Origin of the sequence: Mycobacterium asiaticum (assembly GCF_001668675.1) — a bacterium.
In the GTDB taxonomy this organism is placed as follows: domain Bacteria; phylum Actinomycetota; class Actinomycetes; order Mycobacteriales; family Mycobacteriaceae; genus Mycobacterium; species Mycobacterium asiaticum_D.
Window position 1 is genome coordinate 44,253 of the sequence record NZ_LZKQ01000071.1, and the last position, 25,349, is coordinate 69,601.

The window sequence follows — 25,349 nt, forward strand, 5'->3', positions numbered from 1 at the left end:
CGGTTACGTCGTCGGCAGCAGGAGCTTGCGCAGGTCTTCTTCGGCTTCGGTGATCGCCACGAACAACAGCTCGTCGCCGCCTTCCAGCGGCTCGTCGCCCTGTGGCACGATCACCCGCGGTCCCCGCAGGATGGTCACGAGCGAGACATCACGCGGCAACTGCAGCTTGCGGACCGGCTTGCCGCCCCACGGTGTGTCGTCCGGCAGGGTGATCTCGACGAGATTGGCCTGACCCTTGCGGAACTCCATCAGCCGCACCAGGTCGCCGACGGCGACGGCCTCCTCGATCAGCGAAGCCAGCATCCGCGGCGTCGAAACCGCCACGTCCACGCCCCACGCGTCGGTGAACAGCCATTCGTTGCGGGGATCGTTGACACGCGCCACCACCCGCGGCACCGCGAACTCGGTCTTGGCCAGCAGGCTGAGCACCACGTTGACCTTGTCGTCACCGGTGGCGGCGACGACGACGTCGAAATCTTCCAGGTGCATCGACTCGAGCAGGCTGAGCTCGCAGGCGTCACCCAGCAGCCAGTGGGCGGCCGGAATGGCGTCGGTGTCCAGGTGCTCGGCGTTGCGCTCGATCAACGTCACGTCGTGGTTGTTGGCCACGAGTTCCCGCGTGACCGAGCGGCCGACCGCGCCGGCGCCGGCTACCGCTACTTTCATTTATCCAGGTCCTCACTCGGCGGCAGCGCCGCGATGGCCACGGCTTCGGCGGCGCGACCGGAGATGGCGGCGACGTACACCTGGTCACCGGCCTGCAGAACGGTCTTCGGTTCCGGCAGCACGCCGGTGCCGAAGCGGATCAGGAACGCCACCCGCGCGCCGGTGGCTCGCTCGAGGTCGGTGGCGCGGTGCCCGACCCAGTCCTCGTGCAGGACCACCTGAGCGACGGCGACGGTGCCGGTGGGATCCCGCCACTTGGCCGTCTCGGTCTCCTGCGTAAGGGCATTGAGCAGACGATCGGTGGTCCACGGCACAGTGGCGATCGTCGGGATGCCGAGGCGTTCGTAGACCTCGGCGCGTTTCGCGTCGTAGATCCGGGCGACCACCCGGCGCACACCGAACGTTTCCCGCGCCAGCCGCGCCGAGATGATGTTGGAGTTGTCGCCCGAGGACACCGCGGCGAACGCATCGGCCTCTTCGATGCCCGCCTTGAGCAGCACGTCGCGGTCGAAGCCCTGGCCGAGCACCCGGTCGCCGTCGAATTCCGGGCTGAGCCGGTTGAAGGCGGCGCTGTCGCGGTCGATCACCGCGACGTCATGGCCGATCCGCGACAGACCGTCTGCCACCGACGACCCGACCCGGCCGCACCCCATCACAACCACCCGCACTTACTGATCCTTTCGCGACGTTGGTGAGCCGATTTCGGTCGTGAAAATTCTTGTGTAGGGAACGCTACCGCCAAACCCACGTGGGCTTACTCTTGGCTCTCGTGTCCAAACTTTCAACCGCTGCGCGCCGATTGCTCATTGGCCGGCCGTTTCGCAGCGACCGGTTGAGCCACACGCTGCTGCCCAAGCGGATTGCTCTGCCGGTGTTCGCCTCCGACGCGCTCTCGTCGGTGGCATATGCACCCGAGGAAATCTTCCTGATGCTGTCGGTGGGCGGATTGGCGGCGTACACGCTGGCGCCGTGGATCGGGCTGGCGGTGGCCGCCGTCATGTTGGTGGTGGTGGCCAGCTACCGGCAGAACGTGCATGCCTACCCGTCCGGTGGCGGCGACTATGAGGTGGTCACCACCAACCTCGGCGCCAACGCCGGCCTGACGGTAGCCAGCGCCTTGATGGTGGATTACGTTCTGACCGTTGCGGTTTCGACAGCCTCGGCGATGTCGAACATCGGCTCGGCGATCCCGTTCGTGGCCCACCACAAGGTGTGGTTCTGCGTCGCCGCGATCTTGCTGGTCACGGCTTTGAACCTGCGCGGGGTCCGCGAGTCGGGTCTGGCGTTCGCGATTCCGACCTACGCGTTCATCATCGGCGTCGCAGGCATGCTCGGCTGGGGCCTGTTCCGGATCTTCGTGCTGGGCAACCCGCTGCAGGCCGAGTCGGCCAAGTACCACATGCATTCCGAGCACGGCAAGATCGTCGGCTTCGCGTTGGTGTTCCTGATGGCCCGGGCCTTTTCGTCGGGTTGTGCGGCGCTGACCGGTGTGGAGGCCATCAGCAACGGCGTGCCAGCCTTCGAGAAGCCCAAGTCCAAGAACGCGGCCACCACGCTGCTGATGCTGGGCGCGATCGCGGTGACCCTGCTGATGGGCATCATCGTGCTGGCCAAGAAGACGGGGGTCCAGCTCGTCAGCGACCCCGCCCAATTGCCCGGCGCCCCACTCCAAAAGACATTGGTGACGCAACTGGCCCAGACGGTGTTCGGCAACTTCCACATCGGTTTCGTGCTGATCACCGCCGTCACCGCGCTGATTTTGGTGCTGGCCGCCAACACCGCCTTCAACGGATTCCCGGTGCTCGGCTCGGTGCTGGCCCAGCACAGTTACCTGCCGCGGCAGTTGCACACCCGCGGGGACCGGCTGGCGTTCTCCAACGGGATCGCGTTCCTGTCGTTCTCGGCCTTGCTGGCAATAGTGGCGTTCCGCGCCGAGTTGAGCGCCCTGATCCAGCTCTACATCGTCGGGGTGTTCATTTCGTTCACCCTGAGCCAGATCGGCATGGTGCGGCACTGGACGCGGCTGCTGCGCACCGAAACCGATCAGGACGCGCGGCGACGGATGATTCGGTCCCGGATCGTCAACACCATCGGATTCATTGCCACCGGCACGGTGCTGCTGGTGGTGATGATCACCAAGTTCCTGGCCGGTGCGTGGATCGCCGTGGTCACCATGGCGCTGCTGTTCGGCTTGATGAAGCTGATCCGCCGGCACTACGACGGCGTCAGCCGCGAACTTGCCGAGCAGGCCGCCGAGCATGGCGACGAAATCGTGTTGCCCAGCCGCAATCACGCGCTGGTACTGGTGTCCAAGCTGCATCTGCCGACACTGCGCGCGCTGGCCTACGCGCGAGCCACCCGGCCCGACGTGCTCGAAGCGGTCACCGTCAGTGTCGACGAAGGCGAAACCCGTGAGCTGCAACAGCAGTGGGAGGAGAGCGATATCAGCGTCCCGCTGAAGGTGATCGCCTCCCCGTACCGCGAAATTACCCGCCCCATACTCGATTACGTCAAGCGGGTCAGCAAGGAGTCGCCGCGCACCGTGGTGACGGTGTTCATCCCGGAGTATGTGGTGGGGCGTTGGTGGGAACAGTTGCTACACAACCAGAGTGCGCTGCGACTCAAGGGTCGGCTGCTGTTCATGCCCGGTGTGATGGTGACTTCGGTTCCGTGGCAGCTGACTTCGTCGGAGCGGATCAAGGCCCTACAGCCGCACGCCGCACCGGGTGACGCTCGCCGGGGTATCTTCGATTGATCGACGAAACCGCCAGCGGGGAGCTCACTCTGGTGACCGGGGCGCCCGCCAACGGCGGCAGCTGCGTCGCGCACCATGAAGGACGGGTGGTGTTCGTCCGCTACGCATTGCCGGGGGAGCGGGTCCGGGTGCGGGTGACCGCGGACCGCGGTTCGTATTGGCACGCAGAGGCCGTCGAGGTGATCGAACCCGCGGCCGATCGGACGGAGTCGCTGTGTCCGATCGCCGGCGTGCACGGTGCCGGGTGCTGCGATCTGGCGTTCGTGAACCCCGCCGCGGCGCGGTCGATAAAGGCTCAGGTGGTGGCCAATCAGCTGGAACGGCTCGGTGGCCACAGTTGGTCCGGTGTGGCCGAACCGATTTCGGACACCGGGCCGACCGGATGGCGCACCCGGGTCCGGCTCGAGGTGGGTGCGGACGGTTGTCCCGGGTTCCACCGCTACCACAGCGACGAGTTAATAACCGATCTGCGCTGCGGGCAGTTGCCCGACGGCATGCTGGACGGATTGGACGAAGTGCCGTCGCCGCCGGGCGCCCACCTGCACGCGGTGCTCGACGACGACGGGCAACGCCACGTGGTGCGCACGGTGCGCAAGGGCAAGCGCACCGCAGCCACGGTGACCGAGGGTGACTACCACGCGGTGCAGCGCGTGGGTGGGCGCAGTTGGCGGCTGCCGGTGACGGCGTTCTGGCAATCCCACCGCGATGCCGCTCGGGTGTACAGCGAGCTGGTCGCGGACTGGACGCAGCCGGCTTCGGGCAGCACGGCCTGGGATCTGTACGGCGGCGCCGGGATTTTCGCCGCGACGCTAGCGGCCGGCGTGGGGGAGTCGGGGCGGGTGCTCAGCGTGGACACCTCGCGGGCGGCTTCGGGTGCGGCCCGGGTCGCCCTGGCCGATCTGCCCCAGGTCGACGTCGTCACCGATTCGGTGCGACGGGCGCTGGCGGCCCAAGAGGACAGCGCCGACGTCGCGGTGCTCGATCCGCCCCGCTCGGGCGCCGGCCGCGAGATCATCGATCTGCTGGCCGCCGCGGGTGTGCCCCGGATAGTCCATATCGGTTGTGAGGCAGCATCTTTCGCTCGCGACGTGGGACTGTACCGCGGTCACGGCTATGCCGTGGAACAGATCAGGGTGTTCGATGCCTTCCCCTTGACCCATCACGTGGAATGCGTGGCCCTGCTCACCCGCTAGACTCCGTCGCGGTGTGCCGGGAAGTCTGGTCGGCGATCCCATTGTCGACCGATCGAAAGCAACTGTGAACGATTCCGCCCATTACGCGTCTATTGTGCTGTTCGCCAGTGCGCTGGGCTTGATTGCCGTGCTGGCCAACCGCCTCACCGAGCGGGTGAAGGTTCCGGTGGCCCTACTGGTGCTGGTCGGCGCGGCCGTCACCGTACACCTTGTGCCCGCGGTGCAGGCGCCCGCCGAGCGGACCGTCGAGCGGGTGCTGACCGTCGCGCTGGTGTTCGTGTTATTCGACGGCGGCATGCACATCGGGCTGCGGCGTTTCCGTGCTGCGGCGGGCCCCATTCTGTCGCTCGGTGTCCTGGGCACCGGGCTCACCGTCGTAGGTGCGGCGCTGATGCTGCACTACGCGTTCGGAATCAATTGGTACGCAGCAGTTTTGGTGGCCACCGCGGTGGCCCCCACCGATCCGGCGGTCGTCTTCGCGGTGCTGGGCAAGCGCGAGATCGCGGGTCGCAGCGGCACCATCCTGGAAGGCGAGTCCGGCGCCAACGACCCGGTCGGAATCTCGCTGATGGTCGGTCTCGTTGCCGCCGGCGGCCTCAGCGCAGCCGGTTTCGCAAATGTGGGAACCGCATTCGTGTTGCAGATGGCGATCGGGGTGGGCGTCGGACTGATCGGCGGCCGTGCCCTGCTGGCATTCATGCGTCGCGTGGCCCTGCCCAGCGAGGGGCTCTACCCGCTGCGGACGATGGCGTCCAGCGTCATGCTGTACGGCATCGCGACGCTTGCGCACGGTTCGGGATTCCTGGCGGTGTTCGTGGCCGGCATCATGATCGGCGACGCTCGTGCCCCGTACAAGCCGGAGATCAAGCGCTTTCATGCCGCCCTGGCCGGGCTGGCCGAGATCGTCGCCTTTGCCGTCCTCGGGTTGACCGTCGACCTGCGCATGCTCACCCATCCCGATGTGTGGATCCCCGGGCTTGTCCTTGGCCTCGGGCTGACGCTCGTGATCCGTCCGCTGGCGGTCGGCGCCTGCCTGATCCCGGTGGACCTGCGGCGCAACGAACGACTCTTCATTCTGGCCGCCGGCCTCAAAGGCGCGGTGCCGATCCTGTTGGGGGAGTTCCTGCGGGCCGCGCACATCGCCGACGCCGAACGGCTGTACGGCATCGTGGTGGTCGTCGTCGCATTCTCGGTGCTGGTGCAGGGCAGTTCGGTACCCGGTATCGCGCGGCTGCTGCACCTGCCGATGCGCACGGTCGAGCCGCATCCGTGGGAGGTCAGCGTCCGGTTACAGGACGAACCGGAGGGCGTGCACCGGTTCCACGTCGCCGCCGAGTCACCCGCCGAGGGATGCACGATCGAAGCGCTGGGCGAGCATGTCGGCGACATCTGGGTGAGCATGGTGGTGCGCGACTCCGGCCTGGTGCCGGTCCGGGGTGACATCGCGTTGCGGGCCGGGGATGAGGTCGTCGTGCTGGCGGATCCCGAATTGCGTGACTCGCTCGCCGAACTGTTCGGCGCCGCGTAGCGGTGCGTTGTCGCCGGCGCTGCGTAGACTGGCGAGATGCTGGAACAGATCCGCGGGCCCGCTGATCTGCAGCACCTTTCCCAACAGCAGCTACGCGACCTGGCGCAGGAGATCCGCGAGTTTCTGATCCACAAGGTGGCTGCAACCGGAGGGCATCTGGGGCCAAATCTCGGCGTCGTCGAATTGACGTTGGCATTGCACCGGGTTTTCGATTCGCCGCACGACCCGATCATCTTCGACACCGGTCACCAGGCCTACGTGCACAAGATGCTCACCGGGCGCGCGCACGACTTCGAGAGCCTGCGCAAGAAGGGCGGTCTGTCGGGCTATCCGTCCCGCGCGGAAAGCGAGCACGACTGGGTCGAGTCCAGCCACGCCAGCGCCGCGCTGTCCTACGCCGACGGTCTGGCCAAGGCGTTCGAGCTGAGCGGGCACCGCAACCGGCACGTGGTCGCGGTGGTCGGTGACGGCGCGCTCACCGGCGGCATGTGCTGGGAGGCACTCAACAACATCGCCGCCTCCAATCGGCCCGTGATCGTCGTCGTCAACGACAACGGACGCAGCTACGCGCCGACGATCGGTGGCGTGGCGGACCATCTGGCCACCCTGCGGTTGCAGCCGGCCTACGAACAGTTCCTCGAGCGCGGCCGCAACGCCATGCGATCGGTGCCGGTGGTCGGCGAGGTCGCCTACCACTTTTTGCACAGCGTCAAGGCCGGGATCAAGGACTCGCTGTCCCCGCAGTTGCTGTTCACCGACCTCGGGCTCAAGTACGTCGGCCCGGTCGACGGGCACGACGAGCGGGCGGTCGAAGTCGCGTTGCGCAGCGCCCGCGGCTTCGGTGCACCGGTCATCGTGCACGTCGCCACCCGCAAGGGGATGGGTTACGGCCCGGCCGAGGCCGACGAGGCCGAGCAGATGCACTCGACGGTGCCGATCGACCCCCGCACCGGGCTGGCCACCAAGGTGGCCGGACCGGGCTGGACGGCGACGTTCGCCGACGCGTTGATCGCGCACGGTCGCCGGCGTCGCGACATCGTGGCGATCACCGCCGCGATGCCCGGGCCCACCGGGTTGTCGGCGTTCGGGGAGGCGTTTCCGGACCGATTGTTCGATGTCGGCATCGCCGAGCAGCATGCGATGACGTCGGCGGCCGGGCTGGCGATGGGCGGGATGCACCCGGTGGTGGCGATCTACTCGACGTTCCTCAACCGGGCCTTCGACCAGATCATGATGGACGTGGCGTTGCACAAGCTGCCCGTCACCATGGTGCTCGACCGCGCCGGCATCACCGGCAACGACGGCGCCAGCCACAACGGCATGTGGGACCTGTCGATCCTGGGCATCGTCCCGGGCATGCGGGTGGCCGCGCCGCGTGACGCCGCCCGGTTGCGGGAGGAACTCGCCGAGGCGCTCGAGGTCGGCGACGGCCCGACGGCCATTCGTTTCCCCAAAGGCGATGTGGGTGAGGACATCCCGGCCATCGAACGACGCGGCGCGGGTACCTCGGGTATCGACGTGCTCGCGGTGCCGGGCAACGGCCTGAGCAAGGACGTGCTGTTGGTGGCGGTGGGTGCGTTCGCGTCGATGGCGCTCGGGGTGGCCAAGCGGCTGCACAACCAGGGCATCGGCGTGACTGTGATCGACCCGCGCTGGGTGCTGCCGGTACCCGACGGGGTACGGGACCTGGCGCAGCAGCACAAGCTGGTGGTGACGCTGGAGGACAACGGCATGTCCGGCGGGGTGGGTTCGGCGGTGTCGGCGGCGCTGCGCAGCGCCGAGATCGACATCCCGTGCCGCGACGTGGGCCTGCCGCAGAACTTCTACGAGCACGCGTCCCGCGGGGAGGTGCTGGCCGACCTCGGGCTCACCGACCAGGATGTGGCCCGCCGCATCACGGGTTGGGTTGCGGCGCTGAACAGTTCGGCGGCGGAGCCGACCGAGATCAGCGAGCGCCTCGACTAGCGGTCGCTGGAATCGCCCCCGGTCTGCGCGGCCCGTAGCAACGCCGCCGCCAGGGCGGGCACCACCAGTTCGCGCTGCCACGGCCGTGCCTGCCCGGCGATTAGGAACCCCTCCACGACGGTGGCCGGATCGGCGGCTCCGGCGCTCAATTCATCCCATTCCCAACACAATCGGCGAACCAGGTCGGGCGCGACCAGGTTCTCCGTCGGGATCTTCACCTGCTCGGACAGCTCGCTGAGCGCCGCCCGGACGGCGTCCAGTCGCGCGGCGGCCTCCGGTTTGCGCCTGCTCCACCGGGCCGGCGGGGGTGGTCCGTTCGGCACGTCTACGACCTGCGGCAGATCCTGGTTCTGCCTGGCCGCTTCCAGCGCCGACAGCCACATCGGCGCGCTGCGACGCTGGTGGCGCCCACCGAACACCGGCAGCTTCACCAGGTCGTCGACCGACTTAGGGTCGGTGAGCGCGGCCTCGATGATCGCGGAGTCCGGCAGAATGCGGCGCGGCGCGATGTCGCGCCGCTGGGCGATCCGGTCGCGCATTGTCCAGAGTTCGCGGACCGCGGCCAGCCCGCGGCGGTCGTGCACGCGGTGAATGCCTGACGTTCGTCGCCACCGGTCGCGCCGCCCAACGGCACTGGCCGAACGTTCTTCGTATAACCGCAGGTATTCGAATTCCTGTGCGGCCCAATCGGATTTGCCTTGCTGCGCCAGGATCTCGGCCTCCGCAGCCCGCAGTTCGAGCAGCAGTTCGACGTCCAGGGCGGCGTAGTTCAGCCAGGCCGGGGGCAACGGGCGCTTGGACCAGTCGGCCGCGCCGTGGCCCTTGGCCAACCGCTGACCCAGCAACCGTTCGACCATGGCCGCCAGGTTCACCCGCTCGAATCCGGCCAGCCGCCCGGCCAGCTCGGTGTCGTACAACGCCGGGGGCCGCATGCCGACCTCCGCCAGGCACGGCAGGTCCTGGTCGGCGGAGTGCAGAATCCATTCGTCCTGGCCAAGCACCTCGGCGACCGGCCGCACTACCGTCAGCGGGTCACCGCCGTGGCTGACCGGGTCGATGAGCACGGTGCCGGCACCGGACCGCCGGATCTGGATCAGGTAGGCCCGGTTGGAATACCGAAAACCCGACGCGCGTTCGGCGTCCACCGCGAACGGACCCCGACCGCGATCGAGTTGCTCTGCGGCAGAGGCGATTTGGTCAACCGTGACGGAGAGTTCGGGCATGCCGTCAGCCGGGTGTGCGAGCAGCGGAGCCTCGGGGTCCGTGCTGCCCGGCGGATCTGTCTCCTCAGGAGACGGGTCGGGGCACATGTCAGGCGCGTGACCGTGAGCTCAGGTCGGTGACACCGGCCGGTGGCAAACCGGCGGCGTGCTCGAGGACATCACAGAAGGCTTGGACATGGCTGCCCACGTCGGGCGTGGTGGCCGTCCAGGAAGCCCGCAGTTCCAGTTGGTGGGCGCGGGGCGGGCCGGAGATGTCGCCGTAGCGAACCGACGTGGTGGCGGTGACCGTGCCGCCCAGCGCGGTCATCTGTTCGGTGTGCGAGTCCAGCGCCTCGGCCAGCCAACTCCACGCCACTTCCGGCAGCAGCGGGTCGATGGCCTCGTGCGAATCGAGGTCGGCCTGGATGTAGGCCACCAGGCGGATGGTGCCGTCCCAGGCGTCGGAACCGTCCGGGTCATAGAGCAGGATGAGCCTGCCGAAGGCGTCCCCCTCGGACCGCTCCGGGACGATGTCCAGGTCGGGGTGTTTGACCTCGGCTCCCAGCGCGTAGCTGAACGGTGCCAGGCGTTGCGGGGGACGGATGGGGCCCAGTTCGATCTCCGGCCGCACGGTGACACCGTTCATGGCCGCTACCGCTTCGCGGAATGGCTCAGGTTCGACGGCGGACGTCACAGGCTTCGACGGTAGACCTATGTCTCGACACGCGCTAAAAGGCGCGCCGAACCGCGCTCAGCTGTCGGAGGCGCCAATAAACCGTGCGGGCCGCTTCTCGCGGTGCGCCGCGAGCCCTTCGCGCACGTCAGGGCCACTGAAGCCGATGAACTCCAGCCCCAGCGACGTCTCGAAAGCGGGTGCGAACATGCGGTACCAGTGATTGAGGCTGTGCTTGGTCCAGCGGATCGCATTCTGGGCGCCGGCGGCCAGATCGTCGGCGAGGCGCGTCGCGGTGGACAACACGTCGTCGTCGTCGACGCAGGTCGAGACCAGGCCGATGCGTTCGGCCTCTTCGCCGGACAGTGGCTCGCAGGTGAGCAGGTAGTACTTCGCCTTGGCCATCCCGACCAGCAGAGGCCAGCAGATCGCGGCGTGGTCGCCGGCCGCGACGCCGAGCTTGGTGTGCCCGTCGATGATCTTCGCCGACCTGCCGGCCACCGAGATGTCGGCCAGCAGGGCCACCACCAGGCCGGCGCCGACGGCCGGGCCCCTGATCGCCGACACCACCGGTTTGCCGAAGTTGACCAGGTTGAGCACCAGATCGCGGGCCTCGCGCATGATCCGCAGGCGGCCTTCGTAGTCGCCGATCGTCTCGTCGATCAGGTCGAAGCTGCCGCCCGAGGAGAACGCTTTGCCCTCACCGCGCACCAGTACGGCTCGGACTTGCGGGTCGCGGTCGATCACCGGCCAGATGTCGGCCAGATCGCGGTGCATCTGCGGGCCGACCGAATTGAGACCGGGCGCATCGAGAACGAGATTCAGCACGCCGTTGTCGTTGGGTTCGCAGCGCAGACTCGGGAAGTCGTCATAGGTTGCAGGCATCGGCCTTGATGGTACGGAATGGCTGCATGGCAGCATTGAGCCCAGTGAATACTTCTGCGCGTACCCGCCGCGACCTCCCGAAGTCGCCCTATCTGGCCGCAGTCGCCGGCCGCGAACCCAGCCGGGTTCCGGTGTGGTTCATGCGCCAGGCCGGCCGCTCGCTGCCCGAATACCGCGCGCTGCGCGAACACCACCGCATGCTGGACGCCTGCTTCGAACCGGAGGTGGCCTGCGAGATCACCCTGCAGCCGATCCGCCGCTACGACACCGACGCGGCGATCCTGTTCTCCGACATCGTGGTGCCGCTGCGCGCCGCGGGCGTGGACCTGGACATCGTCGCGGACGTGGGTCCGGTGATCGCCGACCCGGTGCGCACCACGGCCGATGTCGACGCCATGAAACCCCTTGACGCCCAAGCGATCCAGCCGGTGCTGGACGCGGTGGGGCTGCTGGTCGCCGCGCTCGGCGATGTCCCGCTGATCGGGTTCGCCGGCGCCCCGTTCACCCTGGCCTCCTACCTGGTGGAGGGCGGTCCGAGCCGCCACCACGCCCGAACCAAGGCGATGATGCTGGCCGAGCCGGCCACCTGGCACGCGTTGATGGCCAAGCTGGCCGACCTCACCATCGAGTTCCTGCGCGGGCAACTCGACGCCGGGGTGGACGCCATCCAGGTCTTCGACTCGTGGGCCGGGACGCTGTCGCTGGCCGATTACCGCAATTTTGTGCTGCCGCACAGCGCCCGCGTCTTCGCCGAACTGGCCGAGTACGGCGTGCCGATGACACACTTCGGCGTCGGGACCGCCGAACTGCTGGGCGCCATGTCCGAGGCGGTGCAGCCGGGCCGGGCCCGCGTCGTCGGCGTGGACTGGCGGACCTCCCTGACCGACGCTGCCGGCCGGGTGCAGCCCGGCACGGCGCTGCAGGGCAACCTCGATCCCGTGGTCGTGCTGGCCGGCTGGGAGGTGGCCGAGCGCGCCGCGCGCGCTGTCGTCGACGACGGACGCCGCGCCGTGCAGGCCGGGGCGGCCGGGCACGTCTTCAACCTCGGGCACGGCGTGCTGCCCGAAACCGACCCCGGCGTGCTGACCGACCTGGTGGCGCTGGTCCACTCGCTATGACCCGCTCGTACTGCATTGTCGGCGGCGGGATTTCGGGGCTGACGGCCGCGTACCGGCTGCGGGCGGCGGTGGGTGAAGAGGCGACCATCACGCTGTTCGACCCCGCCGACCGGCTGGGTGGGATCTTGCGCACCGAATTGGTGGGCGGCCAGCCGATGGATCTGGGCGCCGAGGCGTTCGTACAGCGGCGGCCCGAGGTGCCCGCGCTACTGGCCGAGCTGGGGCTCTCGGACCGACAGCGCACCACCACCGGGGTGCGGCCGCTGATCTACAGCCAGGGACGGCTGCACCCGTTCCCCACCGAAACGGTGGTCGGCATCCCGTCCTCGGCGTCGTCGGTGGCGGGCCTGGTGGACGAGGCCACCCTGGCCCGCATCGGCGCCGAGCCGGATCATCCGCTGACCTGGCAACCCGGAGCCGACCCGGCGACGGCCGAACTGGTGGCAGAACGCTTCGGCGACCAGGTGGTGACCCGATCGGTCGATCCGCTGCTCAGCGGCGTGTATGCCGGATCCGCGGCGACGATCGGTCTGCGGGCGGCCGCCCCGAGCGTGGCCGCCGCCCTGGACCGGGGCGCCGAGACCCTCACCGAGGCGGTGCGGCGAGGCATGCCGCCCGCCACCGGCGCACCGGTGTTCGGCGCCGTCGCCGGCGGCTACCAGGTGCTGATCGACGAACTGATCGCCCGCAGCGGGCTGCGGTGGGTGCGGGCCGGGGTGTCCAGGCTCGAGCCGGGCTGGGAACTGCACGACGACCACGGAGACCGCTGGCCCGCCGACGCCGTCATCCTGGCCGTCCCGGCGCCGCGGCTGGTACGCCTGCTCGGCGACATCGCGCCGCGTTCGGTGGCGGCTGCGAGCCGGGTGAGCAGCGCCTCGTCCGCGGTGGCGGCGCTGGCCGTGCCGGCCGACACCGCGTTCCCGCAATGCTCGGGCGTGCTGGCCGCCAGCGGTGAACCGTTGCGCGCCAAGGCGATCACCCTGTCATCCCGCAAGTGGGGGATGCGCGGGGACGTCCAGCTGCTGCGCCTGTCGTTCGGGCGCTTCGGTGACGACGTCGCCGTGCGCGCCTCCGACGACGACCTGCTGGGCTGGGCGTTGAGCGACCTGGTCGACGTGTTCGGCCTGAGCGTCGAACTCCTCGACGCGCGCGTGCAACGCTGGATCGACGCGATGCCGCAATACGGCCCGGGTCATGCGGGCCTGGTGGCCGAGATTCGGGCCGGGTTGCCGCCGACGCTGGCGGTGGCGGGCAGCTACCTGGACGGCATCGGGGTGCCCGCGTGCGTGGCGGCCGCCGGCAAGGCCGTCACCAGCGTCGTCGAGGCGGTGCACGGGCAAGTGGCACGATAGGTGCCATGGCACGCCTCGACTTCGACGCCCTCAACGCAACGATCCGCTACCTGATGTTCTCGGTGTTCTCGGTGCGGCCCGGCGAGCTCGGTGACCAGCGTGCCGAGGTGATCGACGAGACCGCGACGTTCATCAAGCAGCAGGAAGAGCGCGGCGTGGTGGTGCGCGGCCTGTATGACGTCGCGGGGCTGCGCGCCGACGCCGACTTCATGATCTGGACCCACGCCGACAACATCGAAGCGCTGCAGGCCACCTACGCCGACTTCCGGCGCACCACCGCGTTGGGCCGGGCCAGTTCGCCGGTGTGGAGCAGTGTGGCGCTGCACCGGCCGGCTGAGTTCAACAAGAGCCACATCCCGGCGTTCCTGGCCGGTGAGGAGGCCGGCAATTACATCTGCGTCTACCCGTTCGTGCGTTCCTACGAGTGGTACCTGCTGCCCGACGAGGAACGCCGCCGAATGCTCGCCGAGCACGGCATGGCCGCCCGCGAGTACAAGGACGTCCGCGCCAACACGGTCCCCGCTTTCGCGCTCGGTGACTACGAATGGATTCTGGCCTTCGAGGCCCCCGAGTTGCACCGCATCGTGGACCTGATGCGGGAACTGCGCGCCACCGATGCGAGGCGGCATACCCGGGAGGAGACGCCATTCTTCACCGGGCCGCGGGTGGCGGTCGAGCAGTTGGTGAATGCGCTGCCATGACCCAAGCGACCACGCCCGGCCCCCGCGATCCCAGAGACCCCGCCCGCTTCGAAGACAACTATCTCGACCAGCGCCTGGCGCACGGTCTGCCCGCGGCCACCCCGTGGGACATCGGCGGTCCGCAGCCGGTGGTCCAGCAGCTCGTCGCGCTCGGCGCGGTCAAAGGCGAGGTGCTCGATCCCGGCACCGGCCCCGGCCATCATGCGATTTACTATGCCTCGCAAGGGTTTTCGGTTACCGGCATCGATGGTTCGGCCGCGGCGATCGAGCGGGCGCGGGAAAACGCGCGGCAGGCCGGGGTGACGGTGGACTTCCAGGTCGCCGACGCCACCAAGCTGGACGGGCTGGACGGCCGATTCGACACCGTGGTCGATTGCGCCTTCTATCACACCTTCAGCACCGAACTGGACATGCAGAAGTCCTACGCGGAGGCGCTGCACCGGGCCACGAAACCCGGCGCTCGGCTGTACATGTACGAGTTCGGTCAGCACGATGTCAACGGCTTCCGGATGGTGCGGGCGTTGTCCGAGGAGGACTTTCGCGACGTACTACCCGGCGCAGGCTGGGAGATCACCTACCTGGGCCCCACCACCTACCAGGTCAATCTGAACGCCCAGACCATCGAGGAGATGGCCGCCCGCAATCCTGACCTGGCCGAGCCGGTGCAGGTGGTGCTGGACCGGTTCCGGGCCATGGAGCCGTGGCTGGTGGACGGGCGGGTGCACGCCCCGTTCTGGGAAGTGCACGCGCGCCGCGTGGATTAGGCCTGGTCCGGTACCAGCTGCAGCGAGATCGAGTTGATGCAGTAGCGCTGGTCGGTGGGGGTCGGGTAACCCTCGCCGGCGAAGACGTGGCCCAGATGACTGTGGCAGTTGGCGCACAGCACCTCGGTGCGGACCGTGCCGAACGAATGGTCGGGACGCAAGATCACCGCGTCGGAGTTCGACGGGTCGTAGAACGACGGCCAGCCGCAGTGTGACTCGAATTTCTCGGTGCTGCGGAACAATTCGGCTCCGCAGGCCCGGCACTGGTAGACGCCCTGCGTCTTGGTGTTGGTGTACCTGCCGGTGAACGGCGGCTCGGTGCCCGCGCGCCGCAGCACGTCGAATTCCTGCGGGTTGAGCCGCTTGCGCCACTCGTCGTCGGACAGCTGCAATTTGGGACGCGCGATGTCGGTCACGTTGCGCCGCTCCTTCCCAGGTCTGGTGACGGCACGGATGCTTCTTCCAAGCTAGCGCGATCCTTCTCGTGGGTGAGCCACGCCGGATCAATCCCGCCGTTCAGCCGGTTCTCCGCCTTGGCATCGGAGTAGCGGAAGTACAGCACGGTAAACGTCACGATCAGCAAAAGGGACCAACCGTAAGTGATCTTCAGGTATTCCAGGGCCCGCCCCCAGCGCATCCAGTTGAAGAGCAGCCAGCGGTCCAGCGTCATGAAGCCGTAAATTCCCAGCCAGGCCGGCCAATTGCGGATCACCGAATTCGGCAGCACGACGGTCATCAGGAACGGGAACAACATCATCGAGTAGTAGCCCTGCGCCAGCGACAGCACCAGCCACGACCACAGCAACAACACCCCCGAGGACGTGGTGAACCAGAACCGCGGGTCGCGGATGCGGTAGTAGCGGTACAGCAGCCACAGTGCGCCGATGGCGATCACGGTGAACAGCAGCCGCAGGCCCACGATCAGCCAGGTGGGCAGGCCGAAGTACACGCCGTTGCCCTGGATGGAGCTGTTGAAGTAGTCGCGGGTGCCCAGGATGTAGGGCAGCGTGCGGGTGAAGAAGTCCATCGGGTCCGGTACCAGTGGCAGCGCCGCCGCGTTGATGACCAGCGGAACCACCAGCGCCGTGGCCAGCGCCCGCCACTGCCGGTTGAGCAGCGGCAGCAGCAATAGCGGACCGAGCAGCGGTTTGAGTACCAGCGTGAGGCCAATGGCCAGTCCGGCCCACCACTCGCGGCTGGCCCTGCCGTCCAGCAGCCACCTCAGGAACAGCACCTCCAGCAGCAGGATGCAGCCGTTGATGTTGGTGAAGACCAGCGTGTTTGTCACCGTCTCGGTGCAGAACATCGCCAGGATCAGCGCGGGGGCGGCCACCGAGGACAGGGTGAAGTTGAACATCCGCAGCAGCAGGTATGCGGCGACCAGGATGGCGATGGTGTTGATGGAAATGAACAGGTAGCGCGACGGCGCGAACGGCAGATAGCCGAACGGCGCCATCAGCAGCGTGCCGCCCGGCGGGTAGAGGTAGTGCGGGTCCACGTAGTCGAAATGCTCGTTGTAGATGTCCCAGCCGTGCCGGAAATTGAGCACCGCGCGGTACACCGGCTTGAAGTCGTCGGTGATGTTGCCGTTGGTGGTCAGCACAATGCTGCGGTGCAATACCGACATGATCGCCGCGGGCCAGAGCACCGCCCGCAGGACGGATGCGGTGCTGTGCGGGCCGGGACGGAATGCGGCCTGCACGGATTCGCGCAGGCCGGTTCTGGTCGAGTCAGCTGCCGTCACCAGCGCACCGTACACCGCAAACCGGTCGGGCCCTCGGCCAGGGATCAGGCGGGGCAGTACGTGTCGGTGCCCGGCAACTTGCCGCTGTCCAGGTAACCGACCAGCGGCGGAACGGCACACGCCGAGTAGATGCTGGCGCCGTGCCCGATGCCCTGCCACATCACCCGCTTGCTGGCGGCGTTGGCGTTGATCACCGTGGCGGCCGTTGCGGCGACGCCTTCGTTGCCGACGATCGGGTCGTTCTGCACGCCCATCAGCAGCACGTCGACCTTGAGTTCCTTGGGCGCCTGCGGCGTTGAACCGGTGGGCCAGTGCACGCACTTGACCAGGTTCAGCGCGGCGACGGTGCCGAACTGGGGGTAGAGCTTGGCCCAGGCGACCACCAGCTCGCGGACCCGGTCGGGGGTGGGCCGGTTCACCGCGTCGCTGCAGGTGTTGACGAACTGTCCGTCGCTGTCTTGGGTGGCTTGCGCCCGGTTGATCAGGTTGTTCAGCTGGTTCATGTCACCGGAGCGGGCTGCGGCCAGCGCATTGGCCAGGCTGGTGGTGTTGCTGACGCGGTCACCGACGGGGAAGCCCAGGGCGGTGGTGATGGCCCCGACGACCGAGGCCACCGAAGCCTGGCCCAGGCCCTGACCGCTGCGGGCGGTGTTCAGCAGGTCGCTGACCGCGCCCTTCGGGTCGGGGCCGAGCGCACACGACACGGCGATGCACTGCGCCGCGAAGGCGTCGAGCGCGGCCTGCTGGCCCTTGACCTGCTGTTCCGCGACGGCCTCGGCGCTGGCTCCCAGGGCGACCGGCGAGTCCAGGATCAGCCTGGCCACCTTGTCCGGACGCGACCCGGCGTAGGTCAACGCCACCTGGGCGCCGTTTCCGACCCCGACCAGGGCGATGGCCGGCACGTCCCAGATGTTGCGCAGCCGCTCGATGTCGTTGGCGGCGTGGGTGTTGTCGTAGGCGGAATCGCCGGGCGCGATGGTGTCGGTGCAGTTGGTGGTGGCGGTGTTGGAGACCTCGGAGAGGTTGGCCACCGGGTCGTCACCGGTCTGGAATTGCGCCTGGTCGCGCATCTCTTCCCGGTCCAGCCGGTCGCGGCAGTCGATCGGGCTGGACATGCCGATGCCGCGCCGGTCGATCGACACGATCGGATGCGCGTCGAGCACGTCGGCGCCCGCGCGCGACAACCAAACGGGCAGCTGGGTCGAGGACGCGATGTCGGACCCGGTGGTGAAGACCAGCGGCCCGGCGTCCTTGGGAGTCTTGGCGGAGCGGGCCCGCACGACGCCCACGCTCACCGAGCCCGAACCGCCGTTGACCGGATCGAGGTCGGCGTCGAAGGTGGCGCATTCCAGCTTGACACCGGGTGCGCCCGGAACGCCGGCGTCGGAATTGACCTTGGCGGTGCAGTCGCGCCAGGAGAGGTCGTTCTTGGGCGCCGCGATCGGCGGCGGACCGGAGGGCGGCGGTTTCGGCGTGGACACGCCCTGCGGCCGGGCTCCGGAGTTGGTGGCGAACCGCGGGTCGGCGCCGAAGACCGGGACACATCCGGCCACCACAATGCTGACCGCCATCACGATCGTGGCGGACGTGATGCGCCGATTCATGCCGACCACAGTAGCGGGACCGCCCGACTGGTCCCTTACGTAGCGCGTGTATACCGCGTGTAGAGGTAGCCGGCTTCGTCGGTGATCACGTGGCCGCAACGCATCCGGGTCTGCAGCTGGGCGGTTCCCGAGGCGATGCGGTGCGCCGATCCGCCGACAAGTAGCGGCGCGATCGTCAGGCACAGCTCGTCGAGCAGGTCGGCCTCGATGAAGGCGCCGAGCAGTGTCGGCCCGCCTTCGGTCAGCACCCGGCGCAGCCCGCGCGTCTGCAGCTTGGTCACGACCGCGGACACGTCGACTTCGTGGGGATCATTGCCCGAGCAGTCGATCACCTCGGCTGTGACCCCGTCCAGTTCGCGGCGCGCCGCCTCGGCGGCCGCAGCGCAGGTGAGCACCAGTGGCGGCACCTCGGTGCGGGTGAACACGGCCAGATCCCGGTCGAGGTGACCACTCCTGGTGACGACCGCCAGGGGCGGGACTTCGCTCTGGTCTCGCGAGCGCCGGTCTTCGCGTTGCGCACTGCTCAACTGCACGCCCGAGTAACCCTCCGAGCGCACCGTTCCGGCGCCGACGACGATCACGTCGGCGAGCTCCCGCAACACCACGAAGACGGTCCGGTCACCGGGTCCGGCCAGCGCGCCGCTGAGCCCCTTGACCGTGGAGCCGCCGTCCAGGCTGGCGATGAAGTTGGCCCGCACCCAGCTGCCGGCCAGTTCGGCCGGATACCCGTAGAACTGGTGCAACTCTTGATGGCCAAGCACGCGTTCGGAACCCAACAGCTGCAACGAGGTCTCGGCGTGGTGGCCGGCCGCCATGTCGGCCTCGAAGTCGGGCATCGCTCGATTGCAGCACGTCGCTACAGTGCCAGCATGCACGGGTCTACCTCTTCGGGCGGATCTGCGGCAGTTTCCCGGCTGGTGGATCGGCGCCCGGCGGTGTCACCCGAGCGGCTGATCGCCCAATTGCATCCACCGCCGACGTTTGCCGACGTGAGCTTTGCGACCTACCGGCCCGACCCGGCAGAGCCGTCCCAGGCCGCGGCGGTCGCTTCCTGTCAGGAGTTCATCCGCCAGGCGGTGACGCGCCGGGCCGGCCGGAAGAAGATGTTCGGCCGGCGGGAGGTGCTGCCCGGCGTCGGCCTGTACCTGGACGGTGGTTTCGGGGTGGGCAAGACGCACCTGCTGGCCTCCGCGTACTACCAGTTGCCCGGCGCCGGGCCGGGGGTGACCGAGAATCCGAAGGCGTTCGCGACGTTCGGTGAGCTGACGCAGCTGGCCGGTGTGTTCGGGTTCGCCGAGTGCATCGAGTTGCTCGCCGGCTACACCGCGGTGTGCATCGACGAATTCGAGCTGGACGACCCTGGGAACACCACGCTGATCTCCCGCCTGTTGTCCTCGCTCGTCGAGCGCGGTGTGTCGGTGGCGGCCACGTCGAACACGCTGCCCGAGCAGCTCGGCGAGGGCCGGTTCGCCGCGCAAGACTTTCTGCGCGAAATCAACACGCTTGCAGCGATTTTCACCACGGTCCGGATCGAGGGACCCGACTACCGGCACCGCGACCTGCCGCCGGCGCCACCGCCGCCGTCCGATGACGAGGTCGTCGCCCGAGCCGCCGCGGTGCCCGGCGCGACCCTGGACGACTTCGATGCGCTGTGCGCGCATTTGGCCAGCATGCATCCGTCGCGCTACCTGATGCTGATCGAGGGCGTTACCGCCGTTTTCCTGACCGGCGTGCACCGCATCGAGGACCAGAGCGTCGCCCTGCGGCTGGTCGCGCTGACCGACCGGCTCTACGACGCCGGCATCCCGGTGGTGGCCTCGGGCACCAAGCTGGACACCATCTTCAGCGAGGAGATGCTGGCCGGCGGTTACCGGAAGAAGTACCTGCGCGCCACCTCGCGACTGCTCGCGCTGACTACCCGGCCGCCCGGGTCATGACGTAGTCGTGCTCGACGTGCTCGCCCAGCCGAAACGTCCTGGTGCCGCTGACGGTGAAGCCGCTCTTGGCGTAGAAGCGTTGCGCCCGGACATTGTGCCGGTTGACCCCCAGCCACACCTGCGAGGCGCCCCAGGCGGCGGCCACACCGAGCGCGGCATCCATCAGTTTCCTGGCCACGCCGTGACCGTGAAAGTCGGCCGCGACGTACAGCTTTGACAACTCGACGCTGACGCCGGTCTGGTCGGTTTCGCGAATGAGCATGGCGTAACCGACGATTCGGCCTTGTCGGTCGGCTTTGAGAATTCGCCGGTGTGGATCATTCACGTACTCGGCGAAGCGAGCCGTGGACAGGTTGGCCTCGACGAATGCGGCGATGTCCGCGGCGGGCGCGTAGGGCGGGCATGCCAGCGGAAAGGTCTGCGAGGCAACGGCACTGAGTCCGGCGGCGTCGGCCGCGCTCGCTTCTTCTATGCGCAGCTCAAAGATTCCCGTTGATCAAAGATTCCATTGCGCGAGGTGTTCGCCCGACTTCTTGTCCAGCAGGACGACCACGGTCACCGGATCGCGGTAGGCGTCCCAGTACACCCCGCCGCGCACGACCGATCCCTGTGGCGCGTTGGTCAGCGCGTTGTCGAGCCAATCGGGTGCGTCGCACGGGCGCGGCTTGTAGGCGTCCGCGAACGGCGTGACGCCGTCGAAGGCGAAGTTGGTAGCCAGGATGAACGAGTTCGGCACCCGCACGGCGCGAACCACGACGTCGGCGCGCGCCACCGAGCTGTCCGGAAAACTCTTCACCGGAACGCCGCTGCGGGTGTAGCCGAATCCCGGTGGCGGGTCGACGGGTACGACGCTGGTCACGGTGACGTCGGCGACGTACGTGCCGGTGTCGACCCGCAACGTGTCACCGAGGTGTCCGATCGGTGCGTCGCCGGCGCGGGCGCGCGGGATCGCGGCGTCGACCGACAGCATGCCCGCCGCGCTGACGAGGAACGCGCAAAGGACGATCAGCCAGCGGTGCATCTTTGCCTCCTGGGCTGCCGGTGCTGCGGACCTTCGCATGATTACACACCCGGCGAAGCCAAGGGGAGGGGTTGGCCGTCTCAGGTCTCCTTTGCCGCGCCGGCGATCGATTCCAGCGCGGCGACCAGATCGGCCTCGACGCGTTCCTTGGCCACACCGGCGCCGTGCAGCGGGCCGGCGCCGTCCTCGAGTTCAAGCAGGGCGAGCAGCAGGTGCTCGGTGCCGATGTAGTTGTGACCCAGGCGAAGTGCCTCGCGGAAAGTCAGTTCCAGCACCTTGCGGGCCGGCCCGCTGAACGGGATCAGTGCCGGGACTTCGGATGCCGCCGGCGGCAACGCGACGGATTGACGCAGCGCGTCGGTGTCGACCTGCTGCTGGTGTAGCAGCACGGTGGCTAGCGCGGCCGGATCGCTCAGCACGCCCAGCAGCAGATGGTCGGGGGTGATCTGGGCGTTGCCGGCGTCGTGGGCCGCGTTCTGGGACGCGACGACCGCGTTGCGGGCCCGCGGGGTGAAACGCGCGAACCCTTGCTCCGGGTCCAGGGGGGCAGCATCGGCTTTGGGGACGAACCGCTTCTGCGCGGCCTGCTTGGTGACTCCCATCGCCCTGCCGATATCCGTCCAGGAGGCCCCCGAGCGGCGCGCCTGATCGACGAAGTGCCCGATCAGGTGATCGGCGACCTCACCCAAGCTTTCGGCCGTCAGGACGGCGTCGGCGAGCTGGTCGAGCGCGTCGCTGTGCACGCGCTTGATGGCGTCGATCAACTCATCGAGGCGGACGGGATAGGCGATCGGGGTCGGCTCAACCATGCCGTCAACGGTAGGTTGACGCAATGGATAATGTCAACCGCGGGTTGACGGTCTCATTCGAGATGCGCGTCGACTCGTGCTCTGCGACCATCTGAAAGCTATGAGGCTCCTGCTTATTCCGGCCAGCGTGGCTATGGCGGTCGGGGCGATCGGACTGGCCGCGCCGGCGCAGGCTGACGCGAATCAGGACCAAGCGTTTCTGGTATCCCTCAACGCGGCCGGCATCACCTACAAGGACCCGGGGAGCGCGATCGCCGCCGGCAAGACGGTCTGTACCCTCGCCGACGGCGGCAAGTCCGGGGTGGAGGTAGTCCAGGTGCTGCAGAACGGAAACCCGGGTCTGTCGCAGGAGAACGCCGCGAGGTTCACCGCTATCGCCGCGAACGTCTACTGCCCCGCGAAACTGCCCGCGAAAGGCAGCGGGTAGAACTCGAAGTCGACACCGCCGAGCGTCGGGAGGTTTCGATGAGAGCAGGACGGGCCGCGGGCGCGGCGTTGGCCACGGCCGGATTGTTGGGTTGGGGCGGGGTACGGGCTCTGGTCAACCGGATCGAAAACAACCCGGATCCCTTTACCCGCGAACAACTTCTCGCCGAACCCCAAGGCGAGGAGGTCCGCATCGGTCGGCCGGACGGCACGGTCCTTCGTGCGCTGACGGCGGGCGAAGGCCCGACGGTGGTGCTTGTGCACGGCTACGGCGTCCGCCTCGCGGAATGGAATGTCATTTGGGATGACCTACTGGCAAAGGGTTTCCGGGTTGTCGCTTTTGACCAGCGCGGCCACGGCCAATCCACGCTCGGTTCGGACGGGATCGGATCGGAGCAGATGGCCGCAGACGTCGCCGGGGTGCTCGAGCATTTCGACGTCCGGGACGTCGTGCTGGTAGGACACTCGATGGGTGGCTTCGTGACGATCCGCGCGCTGCTGGACCACCCCGATTTCGCGCGGCGGCTGCGCGGGGTGGTGCTGTGTGCCACCTGGGCCGGCCGGGTGATGGACGGCGCGCCGCAGAACAAGGTGCAGATCCCGTTGCTGGAGTACGGCGTAGTGCAGCGATTGATCCGAAACAAGGCTGCCGCGGTGTTGTTCGGCGCGGCGCAGTGCGGGAAGCGTCCTTCGCCGGCAATGGCGTCAGTGTTCATCGAGTGGTTTCGGCAGCACGTCGACGAGCACGGGCCGCTACTGCCGATCGTGCGGGCCTTCTCCCGCGAAGACCGCTACCCGCGGCTGGGCCAAATCACCGTGCCCACAGTCGTAATCGTCGGCTCCGCGGACCGCACCACGCCGCCGAGCCACTCGCGCCGGATGGCGGCCGGCATTCCTGGCGCTCGACTGGTCACGGTGCCTGACGCGGGGCACGCGCTGAATTGGGAGGCGCCCGGCGAATTGGTCAAAGTCATTGAATCGCTGGCTGGGTAGCCGACGTCCACTGCCGGCCATCGAAGTACCGCCGCAGTGTGGGATCGCTGGGGTCGGGATACCAACCCGGTGCGGTCACCGGGGAAGCCGGCCAGGCGTGCGGCACGTAGGACTCTGTCTTGGGTGAGTCCGCCAGGCGTACCAGCACCACGATCACCGCGGCGACAACGGCGATTGCGACTGCGCCGAACACCAGCAAGACCAGAAGCGTAGCCACCCGATACCTCCTGTCGTATTGCTGACAATCATGCCGTGCGTTCTACAGCCCCGGCAGGCAGATAGGGGAGCCCATGCAAGTGTTGGCCGGTGACGGGTCGCCCTCGAGGATGTGGGCGCCCACCGGGATGCCGCCCTCGGTTCCCGGGTGACCGAGGCTGCCGCCGTAGTAGTGGTGGCAGACGTTCATGTCCCACACCACATCCGGCATCGGGAGCGGGCTGCCCGGGCACCACACGTAGCTACACATCGCCAACTGGTTGCAGATGCCCGTGCCGGGGTCGGCCTGGGCGGCGCCCGCACCGGCCCCCAGACTGGCCAGCCCTAAAGCGCCTGACAGCAGTGCTCCGGTGAAGATCCGTTTCATCGTTCCGCTCCTTGCCTCGGCACGCCGGTTCTCGACGGCCGCTGGTCGTTGCGACAAGTAGATGAGGGACGCATCGCTACCGATCCCAAGTAATCAGTGCGCGACCGGGCACTTTCCGGTGTAGTCCACCTGCCAGTGCTTGATGCCGTTGAGCCAGCCTGAGCGCAACCGGTCCGGCGCGGACAGCGGCGCCAGACTGGGCATGTGGTCGGCGATCGCGCCGAACATCAGTCCCAGTGTCATTCTGGCGAGATTGGCGCCGATGCAGTAGTGCGCGCCGTGCCCGCCGAATCCCAGGTGCGGGTTGGGGTTCCGGGTGATGTCGAACGTGAACGGATCCTCGAAGACTTCTTCGTCGAAGTTGGCCGAGCGGTAGAGCATCACCACTCGCTGGCCCTTCTTGATGGTGACGCCGGACAATTCGACGTCCTGCAGCGCGGTGCGCTGGAACGACGTGACCGGCGTGCCGCACCGCACGATCTCATCGGCGGTAGTTTCCGGGCGCTCGCGCTTGAACAGCTTGGCCCGCACGGTGTTCGTCACCCCGCAGGCGATGGTTGGGCTCATCACCGCGCTGGAGCAGAAGGGATACATCGAGCGGGCGCAGTCGGAGGTTTCGGCGCGAATCATCGACGCGCGGCTCGCGGCCGGGCGGGCGGCGTGGCGGCGGGCCTCGGCCAAACTCGCCGAGATCGACGACCTGCTGGAAGCCGAGTCAGCGAGGCGCTCGACGTCGACGAATGACGCCGTTCGGCATAGTGTTTTGAAGGTGCCGGCAACGTCAATCCCGCCAGAGTCGGATGCAGAGGATGGCAGGACGGTGACGGGGTCAACGGGCGAGGAACACGCCGAGGATCGGTATTTCGCGGAACGGACGGCCCGGGTCGGACGCCGGGTAGAGGAACTGCGTCAGCGCAGAAGGGAGTTGGCTGCCGGGCGGCGGCCCACGCTAGAGTCGGCAATCTTTGCGCAACAGCGCGCCGAGGACGCATTGGAACGCGCCCGGGATGCTCACCTGGCCGCGGCTCATCGGCACGAGGAGTTGGCCCGGGTACACGAGCGGACGGCGAACAGCTACCAGCGCGCTGCGATCCGCGGTGACGACGGGCCACGGTACTTGTTGCAGCAGAAGGCAGACGAGCATTGGCAGGCCGCGCATGACAGCCATCTGCGCCAGGCCGAGGATGAAGCCAAGGCCCGCCAGGGCGAGCAGCACTGACCTTCGGTTACGTTGTGGCCGAACGGTTTTGAACCGTCATGCGGTCCCGGGGGTGCCCACCGGGACTTGCACACCCAACCAGTTGCATGGCGTCCAGGTCTGCCACGCGATCAGCGCGCACTGCTGTTCCGGTGTCAACGGGCCCGGACCCGCGCAGGGCGGTGTACCGGGCCCGCCGCACACATTCGGGTCCGCTGAAGCGACGCCCAGG

General features: G+C 68.2%; 26 protein-coding genes and 1 pseudogene. 12 read left to right on the top strand and 15 right to left on the bottom strand.

Annotated features, from left to right (window positions below; translation table 11 throughout):
- Nucleotides 1-3: 3 nt before the first annotated feature.
- Nucleotides 4-666 (bottom strand): potassium channel family protein, encoded by a 663-nt coding sequence (locus A9X01_RS06850; protein WP_065120017.1) that lies wholly within the window; start codon nt 664-666, stop codon nt 4-6.
- Nucleotides 663-1,334 carry a potassium channel family protein gene (locus A9X01_RS06855; protein WP_155771970.1) on the bottom strand — a complete coding sequence of 224 codons (672 nt, stop codon included), beginning with the start codon at nt 1,332-1,334 and terminating at the stop codon, nt 663-665. The genes A9X01_RS06850 and A9X01_RS06855 overlap by 4 nt, the downstream gene beginning before the upstream one ends.
- A gap of 101 nt (nt 1,335-1,435) precedes the next feature.
- Here A9X01_RS06855 and A9X01_RS06860 point away from each other — a divergent pair, with 101 nt between their 5' ends.
- The 4 genes from A9X01_RS06860 to dxs all read left to right on the top strand — a co-directional run bounded on the left by A9X01_RS06860 (nt 1,436) and on the right by dxs (nt 8,107).
- The gene (locus A9X01_RS06860) at nt 1,436-3,421 is read left to right on the top strand and encodes an APC family permease (RefSeq protein WP_065120018.1); all 1,986 of its coding nucleotides are present in this window, start codon (nt 1,436-1,438) and stop codon (nt 3,419-3,421) included.
- The gene (locus A9X01_RS06865) at nt 3,418-4,614 is read left to right on the top strand and encodes a class I SAM-dependent RNA methyltransferase (RefSeq protein ID WP_436405237.1); all 1,197 of its coding nucleotides are present in this window, start codon (nt 3,418-3,420) and stop codon (nt 4,612-4,614) included. Before A9X01_RS06860 ends, A9X01_RS06865 begins: the two co-directional genes overlap by 4 nt.
- 64 nt (nt 4,615-4,678) lie before the next feature.
- Nucleotides 4,679-6,142, top strand: a complete 1,464-nt coding sequence (locus A9X01_RS06870) for a cation:proton antiporter domain-containing protein (protein WP_065120019.1) — start codon at nt 4,679-4,681, stop codon at nt 6,140-6,142.
- A 36-nt stretch (nt 6,143-6,178) separates the two neighbouring features.
- Nucleotides 6,179-8,107 carry a 1-deoxy-D-xylulose-5-phosphate synthase gene (gene dxs / locus A9X01_RS06875; RefSeq protein WP_065120020.1) on the top strand — a complete coding sequence of 643 codons (1,929 nt, stop codon included), beginning with the start codon at nt 6,179-6,181 and terminating at the stop codon, nt 8,105-8,107.
- Here the strand turns inward: dxs and A9X01_RS06880 are convergent.
- The 3 genes from A9X01_RS06880 to A9X01_RS06890 form a co-directional block, all read right to left on the bottom strand.
- A complete protein-coding gene (locus A9X01_RS06880; protein WP_065120021.1) occupies nt 8,104-9,417 on the bottom strand; it encodes an HRDC domain-containing protein in 1,314 nt (437 codons plus the stop codon). The two genes, dxs and A9X01_RS06880, sit on opposite strands and share 4 nt — an antisense overlap.
- A gap of 1 nt (nt 9,418) precedes the next feature.
- Nucleotides 9,419-9,955 carry a DUF3000 domain-containing protein gene (locus A9X01_RS06885; protein WP_253848992.1) on the bottom strand — a complete coding sequence of 179 codons (537 nt, stop codon included), beginning with the start codon at nt 9,953-9,955 and terminating at the stop codon, nt 9,419-9,421.
- Nucleotides 9,956-10,060: 105 nt separating this feature from the next.
- Nucleotides 10,061-10,867 (bottom strand): enoyl-CoA hydratase/isomerase family protein, encoded by an 807-nt coding sequence (locus A9X01_RS06890; protein ID WP_065120023.1) that lies wholly within the window; start codon nt 10,865-10,867, stop codon nt 10,061-10,063.
- Between the two features lie 26 nt (nt 10,868-10,893).
- Between A9X01_RS06890 and hemE the strand changes: the two genes are divergently transcribed.
- From hemE to A9X01_RS06910, 4 genes are read left to right on the top strand one after another with little or no spacing between them, the layout of a single operon-like run.
- A complete protein-coding gene (hemE, locus tag A9X01_RS06895) occupies nt 10,894-11,985 on the top strand; it encodes a uroporphyrinogen decarboxylase (RefSeq protein WP_065120024.1) in 1,092 nt (363 codons plus the stop codon).
- The gene (locus A9X01_RS06900) at nt 11,982-13,337 is read left to right on the top strand and encodes a protoporphyrinogen oxidase (RefSeq protein WP_065120025.1); all 1,356 of its coding nucleotides are present in this window, start codon (nt 11,982-11,984) and stop codon (nt 13,335-13,337) included. Before hemE ends, A9X01_RS06900 begins: the two co-directional genes overlap by 4 nt.
- 5 nt (nt 13,338-13,342) lie before the next feature.
- The gene (gene hemQ / locus A9X01_RS06905; RefSeq protein WP_065120026.1) at nt 13,343-14,038 is read left to right on the top strand and encodes a hydrogen peroxide-dependent heme synthase; all 696 of its coding nucleotides are present in this window, start codon (nt 13,343-13,345) and stop codon (nt 14,036-14,038) included.
- The gene (locus A9X01_RS06910; RefSeq protein WP_065120027.1) at nt 14,035-14,802 is read left to right on the top strand and encodes a class I SAM-dependent methyltransferase; all 768 of its coding nucleotides are present in this window, start codon (nt 14,035-14,037) and stop codon (nt 14,800-14,802) included. Before hemQ ends, A9X01_RS06910 begins: the two co-directional genes overlap by 4 nt.
- On the opposite strand, the gene msrB is transcribed toward A9X01_RS06910, so the two are convergent.
- From msrB to A9X01_RS06930, 4 genes are read right to left on the bottom strand one after another with little or no spacing between them, the layout of a single operon-like run.
- On the bottom strand, nt 14,799-15,209 hold the full coding sequence (gene msrB, locus A9X01_RS06915; RefSeq protein ID WP_065120098.1) for a peptide-methionine (R)-S-oxide reductase MsrB: 411 nt from the start codon (nt 15,207-15,209) through the stop codon (nt 14,799-14,801). The two genes, A9X01_RS06910 and msrB, sit on opposite strands and share 4 nt — an antisense overlap.
- Before the next feature lie 5 nt (nt 15,210-15,214).
- Nucleotides 15,215-16,561, bottom strand: a complete 1,347-nt coding sequence (aftC, locus tag A9X01_RS06920) for an arabinofuranan 3-O-arabinosyltransferase (protein ID WP_065120028.1) — start codon at nt 16,559-16,561, stop codon at nt 15,215-15,217.
- Between the two features lie 29 nt (nt 16,562-16,590).
- Nucleotides 16,591-18,150 carry an alpha/beta fold hydrolase gene (locus tag A9X01_RS06925; protein ID WP_065120029.1) on the bottom strand — a complete coding sequence of 520 codons (1,560 nt, stop codon included), beginning with the start codon at nt 18,148-18,150 and terminating at the stop codon, nt 16,591-16,593.
- Between the two features lie 35 nt (nt 18,151-18,185).
- Nucleotides 18,186-18,986 (bottom strand): pyrimidine reductase family protein, encoded by an 801-nt coding sequence (locus tag A9X01_RS06930; RefSeq protein ID WP_065120030.1) that lies wholly within the window; start codon nt 18,984-18,986, stop codon nt 18,186-18,188.
- A gap of 33 nt (nt 18,987-19,019) precedes the next feature.
- On the opposite strand from A9X01_RS06930, the gene zapE reads away from it, so the two are divergent.
- Complete coding sequence (zapE, locus tag A9X01_RS06935) at nt 19,020-20,087, top strand: cell division protein ZapE (protein ID WP_065120099.1); 1,068 nt, start codon at nt 19,020-19,022, stop codon at nt 20,085-20,087.
- On the opposite strand, the gene A9X01_RS06940 is transcribed toward zapE, so the two are convergent.
- From A9X01_RS06940 to A9X01_RS06950, 3 genes are all read right to left on the bottom strand, one after another.
- Entirely contained in the window at nt 20,065-20,565 is a 501-nt protein-coding gene (locus tag A9X01_RS06940) for a GNAT family N-acetyltransferase (protein WP_155771971.1), read from the bottom strand. The genes zapE and A9X01_RS06940 overlap by 23 nt on opposite strands.
- 18 nt (nt 20,566-20,583) lie before the next feature.
- Nucleotides 20,584-21,108, bottom strand: a complete 525-nt coding sequence (locus A9X01_RS06945) for a hypothetical protein (RefSeq protein ID WP_065120032.1) — start codon at nt 21,106-21,108, stop codon at nt 20,584-20,586.
- A gap of 80 nt (nt 21,109-21,188) precedes the next feature.
- A complete protein-coding gene (locus A9X01_RS06950) occupies nt 21,189-21,917 on the bottom strand; it encodes a Clp protease N-terminal domain-containing protein (protein WP_065120033.1) in 729 nt (242 codons plus the stop codon).
- Between the two features lie 100 nt (nt 21,918-22,017).
- Here A9X01_RS06950 and A9X01_RS06955 point away from each other — a divergent pair, with 100 nt between their 5' ends.
- A complete protein-coding gene (locus A9X01_RS06955) occupies nt 22,018-22,344 on the top strand; it encodes a DUF732 domain-containing protein (protein WP_065120034.1) in 327 nt (108 codons plus the stop codon).
- Between the two features lie 38 nt (nt 22,345-22,382).
- Entirely contained in the window at nt 22,383-23,336 is a 954-nt protein-coding gene (locus tag A9X01_RS06960; RefSeq protein ID WP_065120035.1) for an alpha/beta fold hydrolase, read from the top strand.
- On the opposite strand, the gene A9X01_RS31145 is transcribed toward A9X01_RS06960, so the two are convergent.
- The 3 genes and pseudogenes from A9X01_RS31145 to A9X01_RS06975 all read right to left on the bottom strand — a co-directional run.
- The gene (locus tag A9X01_RS31145; protein WP_065120036.1) at nt 23,314-23,553 is read right to left on the bottom strand and encodes a DUF2510 domain-containing protein; all 240 of its coding nucleotides are present in this window, start codon (nt 23,551-23,553) and stop codon (nt 23,314-23,316) included. The genes A9X01_RS06960 and A9X01_RS31145 overlap by 23 nt on opposite strands.
- Before the next feature lie 42 nt (nt 23,554-23,595).
- Nucleotides 23,596-23,919: a hypothetical protein gene (locus A9X01_RS06970; protein WP_065120037.1), complete on the bottom strand. Its 324-nt coding sequence runs from the start codon at nt 23,917-23,919 to the stop codon at nt 23,596-23,598.
- Nucleotides 23,920-24,012: 93 nt separating this feature from the next.
- Nucleotides 24,013-24,441: pseudogene (locus tag A9X01_RS06975) on the bottom strand (cytochrome P450); the annotation flags it as partial.
- Nucleotides 24,442-24,472: 31 nt separating this feature from the next.
- Between A9X01_RS06975 and A9X01_RS28835 the strand changes: the two are divergent.
- Nucleotides 24,473-25,138 carry a hypothetical protein gene (locus A9X01_RS28835; protein WP_081282243.1) on the top strand — a complete coding sequence of 222 codons (666 nt, stop codon included), beginning with the start codon at nt 24,473-24,475 and terminating at the stop codon, nt 25,136-25,138.
- Nucleotides 25,139-25,349: the final 211 nt, after the last annotated feature.

Excerpts from the sequence above, each read along its gene's own strand:
- A9X01_RS06850 (WP_065120017.1), bottom strand. The coding sequence starts at position 666 with ATGAAAGTAGCGGTAGCCGGCGCCGGCGCGGTCGGCCGCTCGGTCACG.
- dxs (WP_065120020.1), top strand. The coding sequence starts at position 6,179 with ATGCTGGAACAGATCCGCGGGCCCGCTGATCTGCAGCACCTTTCCCAA.
- A9X01_RS06880 (WP_065120021.1), bottom strand. The coding sequence starts at position 9,417 with ATGTGCCCCGACCCGTCTCCTGAGGAGACAGATCCGCCGGGCAGCACG.
- A9X01_RS06885 (WP_253848992.1), bottom strand. The coding sequence starts at position 9,955 with ATGAACGGTGTCACCGTGCGGCCGGAGATCGAACTGGGCCCCATCCGT.
- A9X01_RS06890 (WP_065120023.1), bottom strand. The coding sequence starts at position 10,867 with ATGCCTGCAACCTATGACGACTTCCCGAGTCTGCGCTGCGAACCCAAC.
- hemE (WP_065120024.1), top strand. The coding sequence starts at position 10,894 with ATGGCAGCATTGAGCCCAGTGAATACTTCTGCGCGTACCCGCCGCGAC.
- A9X01_RS06900 (WP_065120025.1), top strand. The coding sequence starts at position 11,982 with ATGACCCGCTCGTACTGCATTGTCGGCGGCGGGATTTCGGGGCTGACG.
- hemQ (WP_065120026.1), top strand. The coding sequence starts at position 13,343 with ATGGCACGCCTCGACTTCGACGCCCTCAACGCAACGATCCGCTACCTG.
- A9X01_RS06910 (WP_065120027.1), top strand. The coding sequence starts at position 14,035 with ATGACCCAAGCGACCACGCCCGGCCCCCGCGATCCCAGAGACCCCGCC.
- A9X01_RS06925 (WP_065120029.1), bottom strand. The coding sequence starts at position 18,150 with ATGAATCGGCGCATCACGTCCGCCACGATCGTGATGGCGGTCAGCATT.
- A9X01_RS06930 (WP_065120030.1), bottom strand. The coding sequence starts at position 18,986 with ATGCCCGACTTCGAGGCCGACATGGCGGCCGGCCACCACGCCGAGACC.
- zapE (WP_065120099.1), top strand. The coding sequence starts at position 19,020 with ATGCACGGGTCTACCTCTTCGGGCGGATCTGCGGCAGTTTCCCGGCTG.
- A9X01_RS06945 (WP_065120032.1), bottom strand. The coding sequence starts at position 21,108 with ATGCACCGCTGGCTGATCGTCCTTTGCGCGTTCCTCGTCAGCGCGGCG.
- A9X01_RS06950 (WP_065120033.1), bottom strand. The coding sequence starts at position 21,917 with ATGGTTGAGCCGACCCCGATCGCCTATCCCGTCCGCCTCGATGAGTTG.
- A9X01_RS06955 (WP_065120034.1), top strand. The coding sequence starts at position 22,018 with ATGAGGCTCCTGCTTATTCCGGCCAGCGTGGCTATGGCGGTCGGGGCG.
- A9X01_RS06960 (WP_065120035.1), top strand. The coding sequence starts at position 22,383 with ATGAGAGCAGGACGGGCCGCGGGCGCGGCGTTGGCCACGGCCGGATTG.
- A9X01_RS06970 (WP_065120037.1), bottom strand. The coding sequence starts at position 23,919 with ATGAAACGGATCTTCACCGGAGCACTGCTGTCAGGCGCTTTAGGGCTG.
- A9X01_RS28835 (WP_081282243.1), top strand. The coding sequence starts at position 24,473 with ATGGTTGGGCTCATCACCGCGCTGGAGCAGAAGGGATACATCGAGCGG.